Annotated in this window: 25 protein-coding genes, 2 tRNA genes and 1 rRNA gene; 27 read left to right on the forward strand and 1 reads right to left on the reverse strand. The window is 52.3% G+C overall.

The genetic code is table 11. The features are described from left to right. From rrf to E3E51_RS09855, 17 genes are all read left to right on the forward strand, one after another. Positions 1-96: ribosomal RNA gene (rrf, locus tag E3E51_RS09775) — 5S ribosomal RNA — on the forward strand; the annotation flags it as partial. 8 nt (positions 97-104) lie between these two features. After that, positions 105-182, forward strand: a tRNA-Asp gene (locus E3E51_RS09780). Between the two features lie 182 nt (positions 183-364). Further along, a tRNA-Gln gene (locus E3E51_RS09785) sits at positions 365-440 on the forward strand. A 404-nt stretch (positions 441-844) separates the two neighbouring features. Continuing rightward, complete coding sequence (locus tag E3E51_RS09790) at positions 845-1,060, forward strand: hypothetical protein (RefSeq protein ID WP_167912943.1); 216 nt, start codon at positions 845-847, stop codon at positions 1,058-1,060. A gap of 5 nt (positions 1,061-1,065) precedes the next feature. Beyond that, positions 1,066-1,500 (forward strand): hypothetical protein, encoded by a 435-nt coding sequence (locus E3E51_RS09795; RefSeq protein WP_167912944.1) that lies wholly within the window; start codon positions 1,066-1,068, stop codon positions 1,498-1,500. Between the two features lie 244 nt (positions 1,501-1,744). Further along, positions 1,745-2,338 carry a DUF1102 domain-containing protein gene (locus tag E3E51_RS09800; RefSeq protein ID WP_167912945.1) on the forward strand — a complete coding sequence of 198 codons (594 nt, stop codon included), beginning with the start codon at positions 1,745-1,747 and terminating at the stop codon, positions 2,336-2,338. A gap of 14 nt (positions 2,339-2,352) precedes the next feature. Continuing rightward, on the forward strand, positions 2,353-2,889 hold the full coding sequence (locus tag E3E51_RS09805) for a DUF1102 domain-containing protein (protein ID WP_167912946.1): 537 nt from the start codon (positions 2,353-2,355) through the stop codon (positions 2,887-2,889). 45 nt (positions 2,890-2,934) lie between these two features. Further along, entirely contained in the window at positions 2,935-3,999 is a 1,065-nt protein-coding gene (locus tag E3E51_RS09810) for a signal peptidase I (RefSeq protein ID WP_167912947.1), read from the forward strand. A 1-nt stretch (position 4,000) separates the two neighbouring features. Beyond that, on the forward strand, positions 4,001-5,005 hold the full coding sequence (locus E3E51_RS09815; protein ID WP_167912948.1) for a hypothetical protein: 1,005 nt from the start codon (positions 4,001-4,003) through the stop codon (positions 5,003-5,005). A 3-nt stretch (positions 5,006-5,008) separates the two neighbouring features. Further along, positions 5,009-6,010 carry a DUF5305 family protein gene (locus tag E3E51_RS09820; protein WP_167912949.1) on the forward strand — a complete coding sequence of 334 codons (1,002 nt, stop codon included), beginning with the start codon at positions 5,009-5,011 and terminating at the stop codon, positions 6,008-6,010. Positions 6,011-6,121: 111 nt separating this feature from the next. Next, positions 6,122-6,658, forward strand: a complete 537-nt coding sequence (locus E3E51_RS09825; RefSeq protein WP_014012707.1) for an inorganic diphosphatase — start codon at positions 6,122-6,124, stop codon at positions 6,656-6,658. Positions 6,659-6,696: 38 nt separating this feature from the next. Next, the gene (locus E3E51_RS09830) at positions 6,697-7,257 is read left to right on the forward strand and encodes a DNA-directed RNA polymerase (RefSeq protein ID WP_167912950.1); all 561 of its coding nucleotides are present in this window, start codon (positions 6,697-6,699) and stop codon (positions 7,255-7,257) included. Further along, positions 7,254-7,442 carry a transcription elongation factor subunit Spt4 gene (spt4, locus tag E3E51_RS09835; protein WP_167912951.1) on the forward strand — a complete coding sequence of 63 codons (189 nt, stop codon included), beginning with the start codon at positions 7,254-7,256 and terminating at the stop codon, positions 7,440-7,442. Before E3E51_RS09830 ends, spt4 begins: the two co-directional genes overlap by 4 nt. Next, complete coding sequence (locus E3E51_RS09840; protein WP_167912952.1) at positions 7,439-7,972, forward strand: GTP-dependent dephospho-CoA kinase; 534 nt, start codon at positions 7,439-7,441, stop codon at positions 7,970-7,972. Before spt4 ends, E3E51_RS09840 begins: the two co-directional genes overlap by 4 nt. Next, positions 7,962-8,258 carry a 30S ribosomal protein S24e gene (locus E3E51_RS09845; protein WP_088179705.1) on the forward strand — a complete coding sequence of 99 codons (297 nt, stop codon included), beginning with the start codon at positions 7,962-7,964 and terminating at the stop codon, positions 8,256-8,258. The genes E3E51_RS09840 and E3E51_RS09845 overlap by 11 nt, the downstream gene beginning before the upstream one ends. A gap of 1 nt (position 8,259) precedes the next feature. After that, positions 8,260-8,415: a 30S ribosomal protein S27ae gene (locus E3E51_RS09850; protein ID WP_088867461.1), complete on the forward strand. Its 156-nt coding sequence runs from the start codon at positions 8,260-8,262 to the stop codon at positions 8,413-8,415. Between the two features lie 74 nt (positions 8,416-8,489). Further along, entirely contained in the window at positions 8,490-9,077 is a 588-nt protein-coding gene (locus E3E51_RS09855) for a HemK2/MTQ2 family protein methyltransferase (RefSeq protein ID WP_167912953.1), read from the forward strand. Here E3E51_RS09855 and E3E51_RS09860 read toward each other — a convergent pair. Beyond that, positions 9,055-9,192, reverse strand: a complete 138-nt coding sequence (locus E3E51_RS09860) for a hypothetical protein (RefSeq protein WP_167912954.1) — start codon at positions 9,190-9,192, stop codon at positions 9,055-9,057. The genes E3E51_RS09855 and E3E51_RS09860 overlap by 23 nt on opposite strands. A gap of 143 nt (positions 9,193-9,335) precedes the next feature. Here E3E51_RS09860 and twy1 point away from each other — a divergent pair, with 143 nt between their 5' ends. The 10 genes from twy1 to E3E51_RS09910 all read left to right on the forward strand — a co-directional run bounded on the left by twy1 (position 9,336) and on the right by E3E51_RS09910 (position 21,724). Next, positions 9,336-10,337, forward strand: coding sequence for a 4-demethylwyosine synthase TYW1 (gene twy1 / locus E3E51_RS09865; RefSeq protein WP_167912955.1), 1,002 nt, complete (start codon positions 9,336-9,338; stop codon positions 10,335-10,337). 80 nt (positions 10,338-10,417) lie between these two features. After that, on the forward strand, positions 10,418-12,661 hold the full coding sequence (locus E3E51_RS09870) for a prenyltransferase/squalene oxidase repeat-containing protein (RefSeq protein WP_167912956.1): 2,244 nt from the start codon (positions 10,418-10,420) through the stop codon (positions 12,659-12,661). 24 nt (positions 12,662-12,685) lie between these two features. Beyond that, positions 12,686-13,837 carry a cell division protein FtsZ gene (locus E3E51_RS09875; RefSeq protein WP_167912957.1) on the forward strand — a complete coding sequence of 384 codons (1,152 nt, stop codon included), beginning with the start codon at positions 12,686-12,688 and terminating at the stop codon, positions 13,835-13,837. Continuing rightward, the gene (locus E3E51_RS09880) at positions 13,830-14,450 is read left to right on the forward strand and encodes a hypothetical protein (RefSeq protein ID WP_167912958.1); all 621 of its coding nucleotides are present in this window, start codon (positions 13,830-13,832) and stop codon (positions 14,448-14,450) included. The genes E3E51_RS09875 and E3E51_RS09880 overlap by 8 nt, the downstream gene beginning before the upstream one ends. Before the next feature lie 11 nt (positions 14,451-14,461). Continuing rightward, complete coding sequence (locus E3E51_RS09885; protein WP_240924314.1) at positions 14,462-15,148, forward strand: class III signal peptide-containing protein; 687 nt, start codon at positions 14,462-14,464, stop codon at positions 15,146-15,148. A 1-nt stretch (position 15,149) separates the two neighbouring features. Further along, a complete protein-coding gene (locus E3E51_RS09890) occupies positions 15,150-15,599 on the forward strand; it encodes a hypothetical protein (RefSeq protein WP_167912959.1) in 450 nt (149 codons plus the stop codon). Next, on the forward strand, positions 15,574-16,080 hold the full coding sequence (locus E3E51_RS09895) for a hypothetical protein (protein WP_167912960.1): 507 nt from the start codon (positions 15,574-15,576) through the stop codon (positions 16,078-16,080). Before E3E51_RS09890 ends, E3E51_RS09895 begins: the two co-directional genes overlap by 26 nt. Beyond that, positions 16,077-17,972, forward strand: coding sequence for a hypothetical protein (locus E3E51_RS09900; protein WP_167912961.1), 1,896 nt, complete (start codon positions 16,077-16,079; stop codon positions 17,970-17,972). Before E3E51_RS09895 ends, E3E51_RS09900 begins: the two co-directional genes overlap by 4 nt. A gap of 6 nt (positions 17,973-17,978) precedes the next feature. Then, complete coding sequence (locus tag E3E51_RS09905) at positions 17,979-20,609, forward strand: hypothetical protein (protein ID WP_167912962.1); 2,631 nt, start codon at positions 17,979-17,981, stop codon at positions 20,607-20,609. Further along, positions 20,609-21,724 (forward strand): hypothetical protein, encoded by a 1,116-nt coding sequence (locus E3E51_RS09910; RefSeq protein WP_167912963.1) that lies wholly within the window; start codon positions 20,609-20,611, stop codon positions 21,722-21,724. The genes E3E51_RS09905 and E3E51_RS09910 overlap by 1 nt, the downstream gene beginning before the upstream one ends. Positions 21,725-21,735 lie beyond the last annotated feature (11 nt).

A 21,735-nucleotide genomic window follows, 5' to 3' on the forward strand; every position in this document is an offset into this window, starting at 1 on the left:
ACCCGGTCTCGTTTCGACCCCGGAAGTTAAGCCCGCCAGCGATCCCGGGTGTACTGTCCTCCGAGAGGGGACGGGAAACCGGGGACGCCGCCGGCCACTCAAACGCCCGGGTGGTGTAGCCAGGCCCATCATACGGGACTGTCACTCCCGTGACTCGGGTTCAAATCCCGACCCGGGCGCCATTCCAACAAACTTTTCTGGCAAAAAGTTCGTGGTTTCTTTGGCGGTTTCTTGTTCGGTGGCTGACTTTACAGGCGATTCATCGACAGAAGGCGCTTTTTAACGGATTCTTGATGGTACTTTGCAGGGCAAAATTTTGAGGGATAAAATTTATAAATCCTCCCCTTTAGCTATCATCGGGCACAGCCCCGTGGTGTAGCGGCCAAGCATGCGGGACTCTGGATCCCGCGACCGGGGTTCGAATCCCCGCGGGGCTACCATTCAACAGGGCTCCAGACCTTCGAACCCCAACTTCTTTTCCGGCCGTTAGTTCGTTTTTCGAACTACATGTTACACTTTAAAGAGTATTCACCTGCTGGTCGGTTCTACTGACTCCACCAAGAATTCAGGCGGTACCTCAATCCCGGTGGAAACTTGTCCAGGACAGATTCGCGGATTTGACTATTTGTTACAGAATCCACAAAATAATCGGAAGGTTCAAGCTGTAATTTCAAAGCCAAAGGCGGTGTTTTAAGGATACGTTTCCAAAATCGCCCATCTACGGCAGAATAGCCAGAAAATTCCCATAAATTCAAAAATCGGACTTTTTAGGAACTTTTAAATAGTATGCCGCCGAGTTTTATAGTGATGTTACACACGCATTGCTTAACATGGGGGTGAGGATGTGAGCAAAGTAGTAAATCTCGAAGGCGAGATTATAAACCTCCTCAGGATTCACGGGTCACTCAGTGTTGCGTTTCTGACGCGGTTCCTCAATGAGAGAGGCATCTTCTGCACGAGGCAGAAAGTTGAGAGAACCCTCAGGAAACTAGTGGAGCAGAGAAAGGTAGAAGCGTTCTACACCAACGGGAATAAAAGAAAACATTACAGGTTACGGTGAAAAGCATGGGCGCGACAACTGCGATACTCGGAAACGACAGACGGATGCTGATGATCGAGTACCTCAAGGAGAAAAAAGGAAGGGCCGAGCTGAGGGAGCTCGTTGAGTATATAGCCGAAAGGGAAGGGGACACCAACAGGAAGCACAGAAAAAGCGTCTACGTCAGCTTGGTTCAGACGCACATTCCCAAGCTCGAAAGGGAGGGCGTCATAACCTTCAACCACGGCGTCGTCACGCTCCTGAAGATTCCGGACGATGTGACCGTCTACATGGAGGTAGTCAACAAGCACGACATAAGCTGGAGTACCTTCTACATGGGCACGTCGATAATCTTCATCATCGCCGGCTGGTACTTGGGCAGCATGCCCCTGCTCTTTGCTTCCATAGTGTATCTGGCCATCAGCCTGATTCACCACAAGAGAGTGAAGAGGTTGGTTTAACCAACTCGGCGGAAATTGGGCTGTTCTAATCAAACTGGGCCCTTTTACCCCCGGTAATGAGGGATTACCACCCAGTAAGCCGGAATTTACTATATACAATAACCGCACTAAGAATACAATGAGCAACGTATGTATGTTGCTCGTACAGAGGCACTGCAGACATGGACATCGAAGCATTGTTCGTGGTAATGAACGCATTGATGTATGTTGTGTGTGGCGGTGCCTCCAAAAGGAGGCGAAAAAATTGAGAAAGAAGATTGCCCTTGGAATGTTGGGCCTGTTGGTGGCCTTGGGCCTTGTTATAGGAGCCGGAGCCAACTTCAGGGATTACAGCGCGTCGAGGAGCGTCCACTGGGACATAGTCACCGACGACAATGAACTTATTGACCTCACTCCGCTCCAGCCCTACGCTTACATTGACAACGAGACTGGAGTTCTGGTTGTAGACATCAGCCCCGACAACCCCAATTACCCAGGCTACGGCCAGGGTCTAAGCCCGAACTCGGAGTACAACTTTGATGAAGTGTTTGAGGTAAGCAACGACCTGTGGGAAAACATGAGCATAGTCGTTATGATAACCAGCGACAACGACGAGATACAGCTGTACGGCGCGGATGGAAACATACACGATGTTAGGAACGGAGACATTGTGCAGTACTCAGACACCGCGGTCAGCAGGGTGTGCTTTGTCGTTGACTCGGGAGCGGCCGTTAAAGTCGGTATGGACTTTGATGCAGGAAACCACCTTCCGGGAACCAGCCAGAGCGCCACACTCCACATACAGGCGTGGAGAAAGGGAACGGAGCCCGACGACCTCGTCGGGAAGTGCGGTCAGTGAAGGGGGCGTGAGAGATGAACAAGCTATTTGGATTGGCCATACTTATGATTGGAATGCTCCTCGCGGTTGGCGCCGGGGCAAACTTCAGGTATTACTCCGCCGATAGGTCGGCGAGCTTTGACATAGTTTCAGACGACAACGAGCTTATTGACCTCACCGCAATGCAGCCGTACGTCAAGTACAGTGATGGAAAGATCTACGTGGACATAAGCTCAAGCAACAGCAACAGACCCGACTACGGCGGCCTAGGCCTTAGCCCGAACACCACCTACGTCTTTGAGGAGATGTTTGAGGTAAGCAACGAACTCTGGGAGAACAACCAGTCAGACTACCCAATCTGTGTTAAGATAAACACCAACCACGAGCAGCTTAAAGTCTTCGCAGGCGACTACGACAACATGACCGCGGGGCCGGGAAGCAACATTAAGTTCACCGTCTACCACGGCCACCCGATTAAGGTTGGCATGATATTCGACACGACCAACGCTACGCTCGGCTCGGAGCAGTTCACCATGACCATAACCGCAGACGCCGGAGAATGCACACGGTGATTTCCTTTTTGGGGCCTTTGCCCCCCTTCCTTAGAAGGTGTTAACATGAAGAGACTCATTGAACTCACTTTCACCATCATCATCCTAGTTTTTCTCGTTGGTTCCTTAGCTGGCTTTTTCCTCGACAGGCCGGTGTTTCTATCGTACGCGTATTCTGAAAGCATGACCCCAACAATAGACAGAGGTGACCTCTTCTTGATGAATCCTCTAGCAAGAAACTACGACGTTGGAGACATAATAGTATTTCACAGGCGGGACGGCTGGACGGTCCACAGAATCTTTGCAATCACCGAGGAGGGATACATCACAAAGGGAGACCACAACGTCGCCACAGATCAGCAGGATGGAATCTACCCTCCGGTTCAGAGGGAGGATATAGTCGGAAAGGTAATCACCATTCGGGGAACCCCCCTCGTCATAAGGGGCGGGGGAAACTTTATAGAATCGGTTAGACACAAAATGACGAACACATATATAATAGTCACCCTGATTCTCGTGGGTGCATTCTTGACGTTTTCGGGAGGAGGAAAGGACAGAAAGAGGAAAAAAAGACGAACCATCAGAGTACAAATGAAAACAATCTACGCCGCCGTGTCGGTTCTGATCCTAGCGGGCTTCCTCTTTGTAACCGTTGCCTCATGGGGCACCCTAACGTTCACATACTCCTCAACCCTGGCCGGCGGACAGAGGGACGGCTGGTACATGCCGGGCAGTACGTTCGTGAAAAACCTAAGCGTAGAAAACAAGGCCGTTTATCCATTCTACTACTTCGTCGTACCGAAAGGTGATAGGATAAGTCTGATAAACGAGGATGGCTTCAAGCTCAAAGGGGACTCCTCCCACGAGGTGATCCTAAGGGTTTCGGTCCCAGAGGACACCCGGATATACAGAGAAGAGGTGGAGGTTTACTCATATCCGGCCATTCTTCCAAGACAGGTTATTGAACCCCTCTACCGGACCAGCCCATACCTGCCACTGGTGCCGTACATGGTTGAAATCTCCGCAGTACTGCTTGTCTTTTATTATCTCTCGAACGTGGGTAACGAAGACGTCATTAGAATCAGAACAAGAAGAAGAAGCCTTCTGAGCAAGGTAATGGGGGATGGTTAGCATGAGAACAATGTTGTTTCTGATCGCCTTACTGATGGGTGCTATGCTCATCGTGGGCTCCAGTGGAAATTTCAGGGCATACACCGCGAATAGGTCAGCGGTGGTAGGGATAGTCAGCGGAGAAAATTCCTACGTGGCGTATCACTGTTTGGATAGCCCCGTAAGCATTAACGCGGGGGAAGGCGTGGATTTCATAGCGATAACTGTTCAGAACCTTATGGACAGGCCAATAAGCGTTCACGTTGAGGCTGATTTCTCAAACCTCCCCTCCGGCGTTACTGGGGATATCGACGGGAGCGAAAAGACAATCGATCCAGGGGAGTCCGCGGGCTTTGGCGCTAGCATCGAAAGTGATGAATACGCCGAAGGGGGGCTCTACGAGGTCCCAATAACGATATACGCCGATTGGGACGGAGGGAGCGCGGTAATAGAAGCCTGCTCACTAGTCGTTCAAATCTCCGCGCAGGAACTCATAATAACGAAGACACTCATAAGCGGAAACAGGAGCTTTCCGGTAAACACACCCCAAGAGTGGGTCATGGAAATTAAGTTTAGAAACAACGGCGAAGACGATGAGTTCCTAATATCCGACTTCGTGGATCCGGTGTTTTTCAAAATAGACAGCATAGAAATATCAAAGGGCCGGCTGTACGACTGGACACACTACGAAGTCACAGGGGTCGTACTGTGGGGAGTCAACGTAACCCACGGCGAAACGGTGACCATGAGAATACACGTAAGCAACGTGATGTGGTGCTTCCCGTGCTTTGGATACATATACTCGACCAACATGCCCGGTGAGTACACCCTGAACTGCGGTGCATGCGTCATGAAGATGCCCTCCAGAGAACACTGCTGCGGAGATCACGACTGGAACCACTGGGAGTCCTGTGGATGCGGGCACCATGATAGCGGCTGCGGCCATCACAACGACCACAACTGCCCGGTCTGCTTGGTGACGAGCAACGGAATAACCGTTGAGGCGTACACTGGTGGGGGCGGTTGAACAATGAAAAACGTAAAGATTGATCGGGAAAAGCTTATACTGGGGGCCATTGCGGTCTCGTTGATACTGGCTGGGGTATTTGGAATCTACGGAGTGATAGCCTACACAACCGAGCCCACCACGATAAAGGCAACGTACGACACAGTTTACACGGAACGGGGGGAGCTAATCCACTCAGGTTTCTTCACCAACGAGACGGTATACAAAGACGGAACAAGCCTCGAATACTACCCCGCAAAAATAACATCCGCCATAGCCGGAGAATACACGTACAAGGTAACCCCCGAGAAAAACGGGAAATACTCCGTAACCCTGCACAGGGAATATTACGTGACATCGGGCAAAAAAAGGATCAACATCACCAATACGACAGAGATTATTAAAGAGGGAAGCTTCACAGGCACGTTTTCGGTGCCCACCTTCCTTAACATGACCGAGATTCAAGATGACCTCACGGCAGTCCAGGAGGGAACCGGCCTATACCGGGCCCAAGTTGACGTTTACTTCAAGGTGGATGTTGAAAAGAGCGACGGAACAACCTTCACCCAGAGGATAAGCCTGGTAAGGGACGTATCCGGAATGGTAAAGCTGGAGGGAGCGGATAAAGAGTACAAAAAAGTTGTGAGACACGTCAACACGACCATCAACACCGTAAGCTTCCTGGGGAAGGAAATCCCGGTGTCAACTGCCAGGAGTGTGTTCCCCATAGGCGCAATACTATTCGCAATACCCCCCATCGGCTTTGCATACACCCACAGGGAGAGGAAGCCGGACGAACTCAAGAACCTCAGAAAATTCATCGTCGAGGGCGCCCCGAGCGATGTAGGGGCCGTTGATCCCGTAGACCTCCGTTCGGTCAGGGATCTTGAAAGGGTGTTCGACCTCGTGGATAAGCCGATAGTCCACTACAGACAGGGAAACCAGGACGTTTACGCCATCATAGATGGGGACATCATCTATGAGTACCGGAAGCCGTTGCCCCCGGAAGGGGATGAGGCCAACTGAGGGCCCTCCCCTTCCCCCTCCTCCTTTTCTGGTTTTCTGAACCAACAACTTTAAAAGCCCTATCCGAAAGGCTAACCTAGAAGTTCTACAAGAGGTAAGAGGTGGTTAGAGATGAACCCGTTCCACGAGCTTGAGCCCGGACCGGAGGTTCCAGAGGTTGTTTACGCTCTCATAGAGATTCCGAAGGGAAGCAGGAACAAGTACGAGCTTGACAAGAAGACCGGCCTTATAAAGCTCGATAGAGTGCTCTACAGCCCGTTCTTCTACCCGGTTGACTACGGAATAATCCCACAGACCTGGTACGACGACGGCGACCCCTTCGACATCATGGTCATCATGCGCGAGCCGGTTTACCCGCTCACCCTCATAGAGGCGAGACCGATAGGCATCATGAAGATGGAGGACAGCGGCGACAAGGACTGGAAGGTCCTCGCGGTCCCCGTTGAGGACCCGTACTTCGACGACTGGAAGGACATCGACGACGTCCCGAAGGCCTTCCTCGACGAGGTTGCCCACTTCTTCCAGAGGTATAAGGAGCTCCAGGGCAAGGTCACCCAGATAGAGGGCTGGGGCAACGCCGAGGAGGCCAAGAAGGAAATCCTCCGCGCCATCGAGCTCTACAAGGAGAAGTTCGGCAAGAAGGAGTGATTTCTTTTCCCCCTTTATTCCCCACGGGAGGTCAAGGCATGTACAAGCTCCTCAAGATTAAAGACGTTGTGAGAATTCCGCCCAGGATGTTCACGATGGATCCCAAAGAGGCCGCAAAGCTCGTCCTCCGCGAGACCTACGAGGGCATCTACGACCGCGACGAGGGCGTTATCCTAGCGATTATGGACGTCGAGGACATCGGCCAGGGAGTCATCGTGCCCGGCGACGGTGCCACCTACCACGAGGTGGTCTTCGACGTTCTCGTCTGGAAGCCCGAGATGCACGAGGTCGTTGAGGGCGAGGTCATAGACGTCGCCCCGTACGGCGCGTTCATCAGAATAGGCCCGATGGACGGCCTCGTCCACATCAGCCAGCTAATGGACGACTACGTTGTCTTCGACGAGAAGAACAAGCAGTTCCTCGGCAAGGAGACCAAGAGAATCCTCAAGCTCGGGGACGAAGTCAGGGCGAGGGTCATCGCCATAAGCATCAAGAGCAGGGTAATTAGAGAGAACAAGATAGGCCTCACCATGCGCCAGCCCGGTCTCGGAAAGAGGGACTGGATAGAGAAGGAGAAGCGCAAGGAGGCTGAGGCATGACGAAGGAGAGGGCGTGCAGACACTGCCACTACATAACCACTGAGGAGCGCTGCCCGGTCTGCGGCAGCAGGGACCTCAGCGACGAGTGGTTCGACCTCGTCATAATCACCGAACCCGAGAAGTCGATGATAGCCGAGAAGCTGGGCGTTAAAGTCCCAGGAAAGTACGCCATAAGGGTTAGATGATGCTGTTCGTACTAACGCCCGAACTCAGGCGGGAGCTGAAGGAACCCCTGGGCGTGCTCGTCCAGGGCGAGATTCCCGAGCCCTACCTTAGGGTTAAGGGAGAGCTTGAAAAAGCCCGTTACGTTGTCACCGTCGGCGACGTGGTCACGGAAAACGTCCTCAGGGTGGGCATAAAGCCGAGCCTGGCCATATACGACCACAAGACAAAGAGACGGGAGTACACGCCGGACATAGAAGCCGGTGCGGTGGTCATGACCGTTCAGAATCCCGCCGGAACAATAACGAAAGCTTTATTAAACGCAATCAGAAAGGGCTTTGGACTGGCCGAAAGGGGCCGGAGGGTTTACATAAAGGTGTGTGGAGAGGAAGACCTGGCGGCCATTCCGGCCGTGCTCTACGCCCCCGTCGGGAGCATCGTGCTCTACGGCCAGCCGGATGAGGGAGTAGTGCTTATAAGGGTAACACCCGAATGCAAGCTCAAGTGCGGGAAGCTCATGTCGAAGATGGAGGTGGTTCGCGATGGAGATTAAGGTTACCGAGATTAAGGAGAACAAGCTCCTCGGGAGGAAGGAGATATACTTCGATGTCATCCACGAGGGAGAGGCCACCCCGAGCAGGGCCGACGTCAAGGGCAAGCTCGTGGCGATGCTCGACCTCGACCCCGAGACTGTGGTCGTCCAGTACATAAGGAGCTACTTCGGCAGCAGGGTCAGCAAGGGCTACGCCAAGGCCTACGAGAGCAAGGAGAGGATGCTCTACATCGAGCCGGAATACGTCCTCATAAGGGACGGAATAATCACGAAGGAGGAGGAGTGAAATGGGGCAGAAGTGGAAGATGTACGAGGTTCAGGGCGGTAAGGTCAAGAGGAAGAACAAGTTCTGCCCGCGCTGCGGTCCGGGCGTCTTCATGGCCGAGCACAAGGACCGCTGGAGCTGCGGCCGCTGCGGCTACACCGAGTGGAAGAGGAAGTGATTTTTCTCCTTCCTTCGGCTTTTCTACATCCACTTAATGGTTAACCTCAAAAGGACGTTGTGGTAGATGGTACCATGCCAGTCTACTACGGTATCAGGCTCAAGCTCCATCCCCAGGTCTACGAGCCTGCCGAGGATACCTTCCTCTTAGCCGAGAACCTCGCGGTCAGGGGAGGGGATAGGGCCCTCGACGTCGGTACCGGAACCGGACTTATAGCACTTCTGATGGCGAAGAAAGCTAGCTTCGTTCTGGGAGTTGATATCAACCCGTTGGCCGTTGAGCTGGCGGGGGAGAACGCGAGGATAAACGGCATCAAAAACGTCGAGTTTCGCCTGAGCGACCTCTTCGAGAGGGTTGAGGGGAAGTTCGACGTGGTAACCTTCAACGCCCCCTACCTGCCCGGCGAGCCGGAGGAGCCGATAGACCTGGCGCTGGTTGGCGGCGAGACCGGCAGGGAGGTCCTCGACAGGTTCATCCAGGAAGTTCCGGAGTATCTCAAGCCGGGCGGAACCGTCCAGATAGTCCAGAGTTCGATAACCGGGGTGGAAGAAACGCTGAGGATGCTGAAAAAGGCCGGACTGACCGGGAAAATAGCAGCCAGGAGGCACGTGTTTTTCGAGGATATCGTCCTGATAAACGCTAAGCCGAGCGATTGCGTTTGACCTCGAAGAGGAACTTCACCCTGGGCCTCTCCAGCGGCTCGACCTCGTCCTCGAAGAAGTCGATTTTAATCTCCCTTGCGTTCAGCGCGGGTTGGGGCTTTATCATCTCGAACATGAAGAAAAAAGCGATGCCCGGCTTTTAAAGTTTTCGCATATTGCCGAAGTATTTTTCGACGATGAAATATCCCACGTCCGACCCATCACCTTTTTAAAAGGCTCGTTCAAAGCCAACCCAGAGAGAGGAATTAGGTGAGGCTAATGGCGTTAACATTCGTGTCCAACCCGAACATGCCGGAGGAGATTGCGAGTCTCTTCAGGAAGCAGCACTACGCGCTCGTGGGCAGGCACAGTTCGGTAAAGCTCTGCCACTGGCTCAAGGAGAGCATAAAAAAGAACCGCTTCTGCTACAAGCAGAAGTTCTACAACATACACTCCCACCGCTGCCTGCAGATGACGCCTGTTACGGCGTGGTGCACCCACAACTGCATATTCTGCTGGCGCCCGATGGAGGGCTTCCTCGGCACGGAGCTCCCGGAGCCGTGGGACGACCCGGCCTTCATCGTCGAGGAGAGCATAAAGGCCCAGCGCAAGCTCCTCGTTGGCTACAAGGGCATGCCCGGCATAAACATGAAGAAGTTCGAGGAGGCATGGAATCCAAAGCACGCTGCCATAAGCCTTTCCGGCGAGCCGATGCTCTACCCCTACATGGGCGACCTCGTCGAGGAGTTCCACAAGCGCGGTTTCACGACCTTCATCGTTACCAACGGCACCGTCCCGGAGAGACTTGAGGAGATGATAAAGGAGGACAAGCTGCCGAGCCAGCTCTACGTCTCGCTGACTGCTCCCGACGTCGAGACCTACAACCGCGTCAACGTCCCGATGATTCCGGACGGCTGGGACAGGATAAAGACGTTCCTTGAGATGATGAACGGTCTTCCCACCAGAACCGTCGTGAGGCTGACCCTCGTTAAGGACGAGAACATGCACAACCCCGAGGGCTACGCGAAGCTGATAAAGAAGGCGAACCCGATGTTCGTCGAGGCCAAAGCGTACATGTTCGTCGGCTATTCGCGGAACAGGCTCACCATCAACAACATGCCGCGCCACGAGGAGATAAAGGCCTTCGCGGAGGAGATCGTCAAGCACCTGCCCGGATACCACATCGAAGACGAGTACGAGCCGAGCAGGGTCGTTCTCATAATGCGCGACGACGTTGACCCCCGGGGCAGCGGAGTCGATGGCAGGTTCATAAAGCACTGACTTTTTCTTCCCCATTATTTCCGCCCGAACATGGAAAAAGTTTATTTATTCCGGGGCTGTATCTTCAATCTGGTGAGAGTATGAAGAAAAGGATAATCGCGGTGCTCATGCTGTTCCTGGTACTCAGCGTCTCATACACCAGCGCTTCTGTGCTTGACGATTCATGGTGGGTTCTGGTCTCGATGTCCAGTGGCAGCACCGAGATACCGGAGAAGGCCCTTATCCTCACAGCGCTTGGAGAAAGTGTTGGGAAGGTGCAGAACACCAGCGACGTCCTGGCAGAAATGGAGTCCCTCTCCAGAGACCTGATAGAGTACCAAAATCCCGACGGTGGATGGGGGCACTTTGAAAACGAGGTGAGCTCCGTTCCCCCTACTGCATATTCCCTAATAGCTTTAAACCTCGTCAAATCCCTGGGAAATGAATATTCACAGCTTGGAAATATCAAAGGCATCGATACCGCGCTCCGCGCTGGTGAAAGATTTCTGCTGGACTCGTTCAACGGTGAGGGATGGGGCTACATTCCCGGAACAAAAACGGAACTCTACCCTACCCTGCTGGCCATCTGGGCACTGGGCGAGATGGGATATACTTACGGTTCTTCGATACAAGTAGACAGGGCGGTCAAGTACGTTAACTCGATAGACGAACTTACTCCGAGGGAGTTGGCGCTGAAGCTCATAGCCTTCAAATCCGTGGAACATCCCGCCGACCGGTCGGACATCGAGAGGTGCAGAAAGCTGCTCACCGAGCCATCCCTTGGGCTTCAGGAGAGGGCTTACCTGACCTACGCGCTCACCCTCTACGAACCCTTCAGCTTCGAAACCGCTAAGGCTCTCCTGTACCTGGAGACCATCGGAACCCACAACAGAACGTTCTATATCCAATCACAGCCCGGCCCACTCCTATACACGGATACAGCGATTTCCACGGCCTACGCAGTTATGGCCTTTGCCCAAGTCTCCGACAGAGTCTCAGAGGTTTCAAATCCCCGGGCGGAGCTCTGCGATTCCCTCGTGGAGTCTCAAAACCCCGACGGTGGATGGGGGCTTTATCCCGGGGATGCCTCCAGCGCCAAGGCAACATACTACGCCATCAGGGCGCTTTCAAAGTGCACCCGGGCATCAGATTCAGTTGCCAAGGCCGTTGAGTGGGCCAAAGCTCACCTTGAGGATTCAAGGGAAACCGCGGAAAGGGCCGGAACCGTGACGGAGGATTATTACTATACCCTGAAAATACTGGCCGAGTTTGGGGAGAAGGCAGTAGACCAAGAAAAAGAAGTTCAGTTCATTGAAAATCTGTCGTACAGGACTGGGCTGTGGAGGGGAGCCTTTGCCATACCCCAGCCCTCCGAGACCGCCATGGCACTCGACCTTCTCCTTGACCTGGGCCTGAACGGAAGCGAACCCTACGTCCGGAATGCAAAGGAATGGCTGCTATCCATAACCCCCGATGGATGGGGCCTCATAATAAGTCACAGCCTTGGAGTCATGGTGGGAAAGAACGTTCCGGTCACGCTGACTGTCCTCGAAGCACTCACAAAAGTCTCCTCGAAGGAGGAGCTGGCACCCCACCTCAAGTGGCTCGCCTCCCAAGAGCTGCCGGACGGGGCGTGGGGCTACTTCAAGGAGAGCACCAACATGCTCGGCGAGGCAAGCCATGGCACCCCATCCATGGAATATACGATTAGGGCAATTAACGTTCTGCGTTCCAACGGTTACAACATCACGGCGGAGACGCTCCAGTGGGTGCTGGGCAACATCGACCCCTCCAATATGACGAACACAGAGAAAGCCCTCGCCCTTGAGTTCCTCGCGAACATTCATTTCATTCCATCGGTGACTCTTTACGAGGTTGTCCGGAATCTGGGGGAGGGAAGCTGGACCATCCACGCCCCGGGAGAATACGAAAAAGTGGCAGAGGTCGTTAGGGATTCCCTGGAGGACTTAGGTGCCGAGGTTTCACTTGTGAACGGAACCCTCGGCGAACTAAACGGCAACCACATAATACTCGCGGAATTCGGCGCTGTAAATGTGAGCAGGTACAACGGGGACGTACATGTCGAGGTTCAGGGAATGCTTGTGAAGATAAACGGGGAGGCGTACTTCAAGGACTCCACAGTCGCGATAATACCCGGGATGACTGGGAACGGTTACGTGCTCATGGTGCTCTTCGAAAAGAAGACCGAAGACGCGGTGATAAACATCTGGAAATCCGAACTGTTCAGGTACCTCCACGGAGACTACATGGTGCTCAAGTGTGTTGACAGGAACCATGACGGAACAATAGACCCCCTTGAGATGGAGGTACTCCACCCGGAGTGAGGCAGCAACCGGGGTGATAGAGAAGTGAGGGCTCTAATCATAGGGGTCGGCCAGTGCGGGACTAAAATCGCCGACCTCTTTTCCCTCGTCGATTTTGAGGCTCTGGCAATAAACACATCCAGGGGCGACCTTGAGTACCTCAAGCACGTCCCCCACGAGCGGAGGATACTCATAGGCGAGAGCCTGACCGGCGGCAAGGGGGTCAACGCCAACCCGATACTCGGCAGGGAGGCCATGAAGCGCGATTTGCCCCTTGTCATGCGCAAGATAGGCTCAATAATCGGCTACGAGGACGTCGATATATTCTTCCTGACTTTCGGCTTCGGCGGCGGAACGGGTGCCGGAGGAACCCCTGTCCTGGCTGAGGCGCTCAAAGAGGAGTACCCTGACTCCCTGGTGGTGGCCATCGGCGCGCTCCCCCTCAAGGAGGAGGGGATAAGGCCCACCATCAATGCGGCCATAACCATCGACAAGCTCTCAAAGATAGCGGACTCGATAATAGCAATAGACAACAACAAGCTCAAGGAAGGCGGCGACGACATAAGCAAAGCCTACGAGAGGATAAACTACACGATAGTCGAGAGGATAGCGTCACTTTTGGCCCTGGTAGACGTCCCTGGAGAGCAAACCCTCGACGCGAGCGACCTGAAGTTCGTCCTCAAGGCCTTTGGAAGCTTTGCAACGGTCGGCTATGCCAAGGCGGACGCGGGCAGGATAAAAAGCCTGTCAAGGCTCATCACCCGGTCCTTCGAAAGTGAAGGCCTGTACCTTGAGGCGAACATCGAATCGGCGCTGTACGGACTGGTCGCGATTCACGGGCCGCCGGAGGTTCTGAAGGCCGCCGACATATTCGAGGCGCTCAACTACCTCACCAACAAGATACGGGGCAAGCAGATATTCCGCGGCTTCTACCCGGACCCGCGCGAGAGGGAGGTCGAGGTCGTAACCCTCCTCAGCGGCATCTACGAGAGCAGGAGCATCGAGGACATAATCATCACCGCCAAGCGGTACGCCCGGTCCTTCATGGAGGCAAAGGAGGAGGCGGAGAACAAGAAGAAGGAGCTCCTAAGCGGCCTGCCCGACTTCGACGATGTGTACGCCAAGGGAATCCCAGACGAGGAGTACCCCGACATCGAAGAGGTGAGCAAGAAACTCCGGAGGGAGAGACATGAGTGAGCCGATAAAGGACTCCGTTGAGGTGGCCCTCGACCTCGACGAGAGGGAGGTCTACGCCCACATAGCCCACGAGAGCGCCGAGGACATCATCAGGATTATCTCCTCCCTTGATGCCGAGCGGGCGAAGCTCCACGGGGAGGTCATCTATTACAAGGACGACTGGGACGACCTCATCAGGGAGAGGATAGCGAAGGGGAAGCGCCATACCGCGTTTGATTTCTACAACCCGGCACTGCTCGACATCTGGGAGCAGAAGGTCAAGGAGGTCAAGGAAGCAAAGAAGAGGGAAAAGATAGCCTACGCGGTTATAGGTGCACTTATCGCCTCCACCGCAGTCGCAACGGCAATCCTGGGACAGCCGTACATCATCGCGGGGCTGGCGGCCCTTCCAGTTGTCCTCTTCGTCCGAGACATCACCCGTGAGAAGCTTGATTTAATCTACTACGAGCTGACGCAGTTCTTCATCGACGAGCTTGGGAATCTGGCTAAAAAACATGGCCTCAACACCGAGAAATACAAGTTCAAAGTATTCAGCGGGGATTACTTCTCAATCAGGACCGTTAAAACGCCCTCAGGCATTTTTGCAGTTGTGACGACCAAATCAGAGGAGTAACCATTAAATAGATGATTGACTTAATAACCCTTGGAGTGAGTGAGATGACGCGCCGCAGGGTAAAAGGTCAGATTTCGTTGGAGTTCCTGCTCATCTTCGGACTGCTCACAATCCTCCTGCTGTACTCCATTAGAAACACATCCTTCAGCGAGGGCTCTCCATCGGTCGAGAACCTGCGGATCCAGATCGCCCTAGAGGAAAAGAGCCTGGCGAACGCCATATCCAATACCATAAGCCAGGTGTACGCCCAGGGGCCGGGCTCAAAGGCGACGACCTACGTTGCGCTGACCTACCTCAGAAACCCCTCGTACCTTGAGAAGGGGCTGGACGTGACCGATCCGCAAATCTTCATCACATACGGACCCCTCGGAGGCAGGGGGGACGGGACATACGTGGGGATCATCAACGGAACCGGAACAGCGATCCTTTACACAGAAGGAGACGACAAAAACGTTGTCTGGAGCATGGGGATATACAGCCGGGATTTATCCACTAACACCTCCGTGTGGGGCGTCCCATCGGAGGCGAAGATAGTTATTGGGGGAGTGCCGTTCGTGTTTAAAGGGCTGTCGATATCCCCCGACCAGCTGAACTCAACGCTCAAAATCGTCGTCGAGTGGAACCCCGACAGGGGCGACTCATGGTTTTACAACACAACGGCCAAGGAGCTGAGGATAAACATCAACCCGGGTGGGTGAGATGAGAAAAGCGCAGCTGAGCCTCGACCTCCTCTTTGCGGTGACCCTCATGACGCTGACCGTGGTCAGCCTGATAAGCCTCGCAACCCACGAGGTTGAGGGAGCAAGGGCGTTCGACGCATCCACCAGGCTGAAGGTCTTCACAATCGACTTAAGAGACACCGTGACCAAGGTCTACGCCGCAGGTGATGGATTCGCGGTTAAGAAGACCGTCCCCTTCGAGCTGGAAAGCGGGGAGTACGTAAAGGTCACACTGGACAATACATCCAACGAACTGAAGGTCGAGGCGGAGATCAACGGCGGAAAATACACGACCGTTCAGAAGATTCCCGTGCCCCTCGTCTCGAACAGCACGGTCACCCTCACTCCCTCAAATAACGAACTCTGGATAGTTTGCAGATACAACGAGACCGCCGGTGGGATGGATGTTAAGGTCAGCGAGAATCCGTAAGGGTCAGACCGCAGTCGAGATGCTCTTTATAGTCGGGATAATCCTCGCGGGGGTAGTTGCCATCATCCCGCTCTACACCCAGGAGAGCGGGGATTCAGTTATGGTGGCGGCGGTAAGGGACGCCGCGGCTCAAGCTGCAGTTTATATCGAGACCGGGGTGGTCAGCGACAAACAAGAGTACGCGGCGTTGAATGAGGTTATAGAAAAGTACACAGAATACGGAAGTGTCGGGTTCAGGTTCGCAGGACTTGGTGTGACCTCCGAAAGCGATGAGAAGGTTACGATAACCGTAAAATTCACGCATGACCTTTCCCAGAACTCCTCAAGGGACTCGGAAATAGCCAAGAACGTTGGAGAATTCTTCAAAGAGTACCTTAAAGACGTGAGGGGATTCAGGCTAGAGAACGGCCACCTGTATTATGCGGGCAAACTGGTGGAGTTCAACGTCACCGTTGGCGAGACGTCGGAGGTGGTATCGTGAGACGTGGCCAGCTCTTCTCAATGGACGCGCTCATCTCGATAGTTCTCATAATCATGATACTCGGCACGGTCTCGGCGACCTCGGAGAGCCTGAAGAGCGAGATAGCATCGATGGTCGGATGGTACGAGAGGGCCAATATAGCGGACAACATGCTGGACGTGCTGACGAAGAGTCCTGGGGAGCCGGAGGACTGGAATGAAGCGACGGGAGACATAAGGATGGTGGGATTGCGGGATTCCACTGAAGGCTATCTCGATTACACAAAACTTGAATCCCTCATGTCAGCGGTGTCTTCTGGCGATACATCAATAACAAACGCTTTGTGCAATCTCTCTGGAGGAAACAACTTCGAGCTGGCAACTTACCTAACGGAATACACCATAGAGGCTAGTTTGTTGAGAAAGGTGAAAGAAGGACTCCCCGGGTTTATTACAACGTGCGACCCCACTGAACTGCCCACCGACAGCGACGTTACCGCCTACTGCCCATCAGGGACGTTTGAATTCCAGAGTTCCAGTGGAAGTCCCAGGGCTAACAATCAGTACACAAACAGCGGTGGCTCGGTCTGCATCCTGAATCCCACCACCATAGCAGGAAGGGGTAGCAACCCATACCAGGTCACCCTCAGCGCCGGCTACTTCGCAGTTGATGGAGACCTCGCACTGAGTGTGGCCCAGCTCACCGTTTCAGCAGGAGACATATACGTCAACGGCGACCTCTCGATTGAAATCCAGGGTAATCCGGCCATTCCAGACATATCCCTCAGCGGCTATAACCTCTATGTTAACGGCACAGTCTCAGTGTCCAAAGGACAGATAAGTATAAGCGGTGGCTCCCTCTACGTTTTCAACCCCGACGATTCAAGCCCTGCAATTTATCTGGGAAGGAGTCAAGGAAACTCACCTGGGGGGGATATGACAGCCAATACTGTTTACATTCACTTCGACGGGTATTGGTTCGCGATAATCGGGGATCCTCTGGAAAAATCCAACTGGTACGTTAATATAAACGGGAACTGGGTGCCCATAGCAAATTCGGGAATAAGCTGGGATACATCTTCGACCGGCCAGTCTACGGATGTGAAGATTAACGGTAGGATAATCATAGAAAACGCTGACCGCCTCACAATCAACGGCGGAAGCTTGGACCCATTCGATGAGGGGTATTCGTTTGAAAACGTTGCACCCCCGTGCATCCTTTACTCGGGAGAATCTGGAATGGTGCTGAGGATTTCGAGCATCAACGTAACCTATCAGCTCCCGTCGTTTTTTGACGTCTCAATCACCGGGAAAAAGGTAGCAGTCATAAACTGCACCTCCGTAACCGATGAGAGAACAATCCAAGACTCGAAAAACTCATCCCCATGGATTGAATATACGGAAAGACGGGTTCCAATGTTAAAAAAGGTCTATTCCCAGCAGTACACATTAACACCGGGCAAATTACCCGAGGAGATATACTCCGGAACAATTGACCAGTACACTAGCGGCATGATGAACATCACGTTCCCAGGTGGTGTGGATGAGGGAAACCTAACACTATTATCGGTGTTCACAACACCTGATTACACTGGACATTCGATTGTGGCATTCATCAAAACCCAAGATGGGTGGATTTATGGAGCAAATATGACCAAAATCTATCCAACGTACAACGTCTCGGGAACACCGAAAAACTGCGAGATTGAGATTAACAACAACCATGCCACCATGTCACTGTTGTGTCTCGTCCCTCCCGCAGAACTTGATAAAAGCGTTACATTCACAATATGGGCATACAGTCTGGAGGGCTTTCCCCAGGTCAAAATAGAGGATGCTGGAAATCTCGACGTGTACCTTAAACCCGTGAGACAGATAGGAGTTATAAGACTCTGGGTATGGCCGAGAAGGTGAAGACTAATGCGGAGGGGGTTCATTTTCACGCTCGATGCTCTGCTCGCGGTAATGCTCGTGACGATCATAGTCGTGGGTATAATCGGGGTGACTAGCAACGCTTCAAGTGTTTACACGACCCAGATTCGAGGAGAGAACAAACAGATGGCAGAAAACCTGCTAGAGACCTTCAGGACAGTGCCGCTGAGCAATTTGGTGTCCCCTACTCAGATAGAAAAATGGATAAATGGAACGGATCCCGTTCTGGATTTAACCTATGTAAATCCCCAAATGCCACCGCTCCAGATAGTCGCAACTTACTGGGCGCTAAACTCAACAGGATACAAACAGAAAGCTGAGGCCATAATGAAGTACCTCCTAGACAACCTCGCAGGCGGCTACAAGTACCAGCTGATAATAAACAACTACACCAGCCCGTATCTCACCTTCGACAACTCTTACGAGAACGCGAGCGATGTTGGCTCTGCAACTGCTATGGTCAGCGGATACGTCTCCAATGAGACGCCGCGGGGATACGTTGCGAAGGCATATCTGACGAAGATGGTGGCCGCACAGGAAAAGCTCGTCGGGATACAGAGAGTTCTGGCGGGTGGAGAATATTGTTCGAAGCCGGAACCGTTAGATTATGATGACTATACGTTAACCGTTTCGTCCATTTACCTTGATTACCAGACTGTCCCAGGGGATGAGAATACTGTTCAGTCAGGCAGCAGTTTCAGGCTAAGTGGCTACTATGCTGAAGGAAACGTGAATGTTGATGAGGACTTAAGTGGGTGGAGCGTTGAGTATTACAATGATATTGTGTATGATCCTCTGAATGACCGCTATCTGTACACCGGGTATATTATACTGACGAACGGTGTGAAGACCATAGAATTGTACTTAAACAGGAGGTTCTCCAGTTTTACTACACGATATGAAGTCCAAGAAATAATATATAAAGACGCTAATGGGAACCAAGCAGTCATATCTTTAAACGACGGAATTTACGTTGAGGTCAGCTGGAGCTGGGATTGGGGATGGTATATTTCCTCTTCGAGGGCTTATACGACTGTTCCAAACATTGACAGTGCAGTTTATCGTATTCCGGTTCCTCCCTATACCTGCAACTGGAGGGATTACAGTGATAACTCCCTCGATGTTAAGTTCAATATCGAGCTTCCGGAAGACCTTACACCTATTGAAGGCACTTTAAGCGTCTACACCAGAAAGCTCGGCAACACTTTTGACCTGGTAAAGTTCAACAATGCCGAATGGCACAACAGAGAGGGCGAGCTTACGATTCCTCCAGACGAGATAAAGCCCACCAATTTAGTCGAGCTTAAAGTATCCCCTTACAGCTCCGATGAACTTGGTCTGGGAAGTGGTAGCTGGGTTTACCTCAAATACAGAACATCCACTCCCAAAGCCGATGATCCAGGTTTGGTCAAACTCTACACCATAACAAGTGAAGGGACGGGGATATACTACCTCAACTCCCTATTTGTCCCCGGCAGCATCACAGGGATCAACATCAAGCTCACCGTCGAAGGCGTCCACGAAGTCAGGATTTACTACTCCAACGGGACAGCTCTGAATTTAGTCTACGAGAACACCAGCGTGCCCACAGATTTAACGACGATAACAATAGACAATGAAACCCTTATGAAAGGTCAACCGAGTTTGGGAATAAAAGGTCTGCTGAACTATACAACTCTGCAGGAACTCAGCAAAAAGAACTTCAACCTGATCATAACCTTAGACGCTAAGTACGAAGACGGGGATTTGCTGTACGCAGGGCAGGATTATCACGTCGAATGGAACAATCAGAGAATCCTCCATGGATATCCGGACTCGTATATAAACATCACATATATCCCCAAGGTCACAACCACACGGTTCACCATTCCAATAGAAGAGACCCATGAACTCAGCTCCGACAGCTACACAGAGATGCATTTCAATTACTACCTGCCTGACAAAGCTCAGCCCTGGTACGTTGATGTATGGACAGGAATAAGTTACACCCCTGGATCAATCGATCCGTCCCACAATATAATCCTAAAAGAAGGCCCGTATCAGCAGGAATTTTTAAGATTTCCCCTTGACATATATTTAATTCGTGTTGCCTACACTAGGATATCACCCGATATTATGGTAAACGGTTCCACTAACAAGTTCAAGATTGAAAGTGGAGACCAATACTACGGATTCAGAGCAGGTGTGAGCCGCGCCATAGTCCATTACTTCCTCAAGGGCTATGCCGGCTATGGAAGGATATTCACCTACTACGCCCAGGACAACGCCTGCGGCTACAACCTAACCTACTGGTACGACATCGGCAATGGAGCCCAACCTGGCACTGTCCTTATCGGCAACTGCCCACCCAGCGAGAGCCCCAAACCGCTAACAACATACAATCTCACACCATGGAAATATGCCCTAGACGATGCCATATACCGCCTCTTTGTTCAGCTGGGAGCGGAAGAGCATTCAGCCGACCAGATAAAACTTGACAACACCTTGATGCCGGGCACGGGAGAAAACCCCATCCGCATAGAACTCAAAGGCCTTGCGGGCAAAGCGATTGGAATAAAGAACGTGCCCACCACAGGAGAGGCAATCCAGGTAACCCTTCGTATATGGAGGGGTAGATAATGCGCAGAGGATATCTGCTCAACGTCACAGTATTACTCCTTATTATCCCTCTCCTTCTTCTTGCGGCGACATACCAGCAAGCAACGGGATACATAATCAACTCCCAATCCCAGAGAACCCTGATTGAAAGGCAGTACTTCAGCATAAACAACATCCAGGATGACCTTCAGAACACCATCGAGTTGAGCTTTAAAAGAGCATATTTAACCCTAACCGAATACGTTATCGACAATGACTTTGTGGATAATTCCTCCCTTGAACTCAAGAACCTCATCGTCTATGGAACCTTGAACGGGGTTCCCCAGGGAAACATGAAGAATCTCACAATCCGGAAATGGTTCACGAACACCGTTGATTACATGAACTCAGTCGGCCTTAAAATAGAGCCGTCCAATCCGGATGAGTTCGTGAACAACCACCTCGAAATCACTGTGGCACCCCTTGACTCATTCCATGTCGCAGTTCGGGTGAGGATAAAGAACATAACCATTAGAGATAGCTCAGGGGTTGTTAGATACTCGGGTGACATTCCCTCAGGGAAGGGACAGTATATATACTCCGTCATAAGTGTTGTCGGATTCGAAGACCCCTTCATTGTCAGGGAGCTTAACGGCCTCTATACGAGAGTTATAACCCCCTGCAGGATATCGTTCCCCGGAAAGACCTATGGGTACTACAACGTATCCAGCCGAGAGGATATGGATGAGCTGGTACTCAATTGGTGCTATCTCGGACTCCCGGACAATTCTTCTGCAGGCATGTACTACCCCACAATCCTGGAGAGATTCGAAGGTAACATGGATCAGCATGACTATTACGTAGAACTAGCCAGGGAGTTCCAAAAGGATTTGGGGTTCACCCAAAATCTTTCTGTAGGCCTCGAAACGTTTCTTGTTCCCGACGCAACAATTGACCCCACACTACTGGGCGCACTGGATAGTGTTGATGCAGGCCTTCCTGCCCCGTACAGCAACGTAACCAGTGTATCATACTATTTCCTCAAATGTATGGTTGATAAGGACGTAACCTACTGCAAAGAAACGACATGGAAATCTTCGGAGTATCCTGCTTTCCAGCTGGACGATATAACCAAAAAACTTGTATTTGGACAATAAGGGGGATTAAA

Source organism: Thermococcus sp. 21S7, from assembly GCF_012027615.1.
In the GTDB taxonomy this organism is placed as follows: Archaea; Methanobacteriota_B; Thermococci; order Thermococcales; family Thermococcaceae; genus Thermococcus.

Bases quoted from the DNA above. Each gene is read 5' to 3' on its own strand.
- E3E51_RS09880 (WP_167912958.1), top strand. From the start codon at position 13,830: ATGAGTGAGCCGATAAAGGACTCCGTTGAGGTGGCCCTCGACCTCGAC.
- E3E51_RS09850 (WP_088867461.1), top strand. From the start codon at position 8,260: ATGGGGCAGAAGTGGAAGATGTACGAGGTTCAGGGCGGTAAGGTCAAG.
- E3E51_RS09845 (WP_088179705.1), top strand. From the start codon at position 7,962: ATGGAGATTAAGGTTACCGAGATTAAGGAGAACAAGCTCCTCGGGAGG.
- E3E51_RS09820 (WP_167912949.1), top strand. From the start codon at position 5,009: ATGAAAAACGTAAAGATTGATCGGGAAAAGCTTATACTGGGGGCCATT.
- E3E51_RS09905 (WP_167912962.1), top strand. From the start codon at position 17,979: ATGCGGAGGGGGTTCATTTTCACGCTCGATGCTCTGCTCGCGGTAATG.
- spt4 (WP_167912951.1), top strand. From the start codon at position 7,254: ATGACGAAGGAGAGGGCGTGCAGACACTGCCACTACATAACCACTGAG.
- E3E51_RS09860 (WP_167912954.1), bottom strand. From the start codon at position 9,192: ATGTTCGAGATGATAAAGCCCCAACCCGCGCTGAACGCAAGGGAGATT.
- E3E51_RS09810 (WP_167912947.1), top strand. From the start codon at position 2,935: ATGAAGAGACTCATTGAACTCACTTTCACCATCATCATCCTAGTTTTT.
- E3E51_RS09795 (WP_167912944.1), top strand. From the start codon at position 1,066: ATGGGCGCGACAACTGCGATACTCGGAAACGACAGACGGATGCTGATG.
- E3E51_RS09830 (WP_167912950.1), top strand. From the start codon at position 6,697: ATGTACAAGCTCCTCAAGATTAAAGACGTTGTGAGAATTCCGCCCAGG.
- E3E51_RS09855 (WP_167912953.1), top strand. From the start codon at position 8,490: ATGCCAGTCTACTACGGTATCAGGCTCAAGCTCCATCCCCAGGTCTAC.
- E3E51_RS09815 (WP_167912948.1), top strand. From the start codon at position 4,001: ATGAGAACAATGTTGTTTCTGATCGCCTTACTGATGGGTGCTATGCTC.
- twy1 (WP_167912955.1), top strand. From the start codon at position 9,336: ATGGCGTTAACATTCGTGTCCAACCCGAACATGCCGGAGGAGATTGCG.
- E3E51_RS09870 (WP_167912956.1), top strand. From the start codon at position 10,418: ATGAAGAAAAGGATAATCGCGGTGCTCATGCTGTTCCTGGTACTCAGC.
- E3E51_RS09840 (WP_167912952.1), top strand. From the start codon at position 7,439: ATGATGCTGTTCGTACTAACGCCCGAACTCAGGCGGGAGCTGAAGGAA.
- E3E51_RS09885 (WP_240924314.1), top strand. From the start codon at position 14,462: ATGATTGACTTAATAACCCTTGGAGTGAGTGAGATGACGCGCCGCAGG.
- E3E51_RS09825 (WP_014012707.1), top strand. From the start codon at position 6,122: ATGAACCCGTTCCACGAGCTTGAGCCCGGACCGGAGGTTCCAGAGGTT.
- E3E51_RS09895 (WP_167912960.1), top strand. From the start codon at position 15,574: ATGTTAAGGTCAGCGAGAATCCGTAAGGGTCAGACCGCAGTCGAGATG.
- E3E51_RS09805 (WP_167912946.1), top strand. From the start codon at position 2,353: ATGAACAAGCTATTTGGATTGGCCATACTTATGATTGGAATGCTCCTC.
- E3E51_RS09910 (WP_167912963.1), top strand. From the start codon at position 20,609: ATGCGCAGAGGATATCTGCTCAACGTCACAGTATTACTCCTTATTATC.
- E3E51_RS09890 (WP_167912959.1), top strand. From the start codon at position 15,150: ATGAGAAAAGCGCAGCTGAGCCTCGACCTCCTCTTTGCGGTGACCCTC.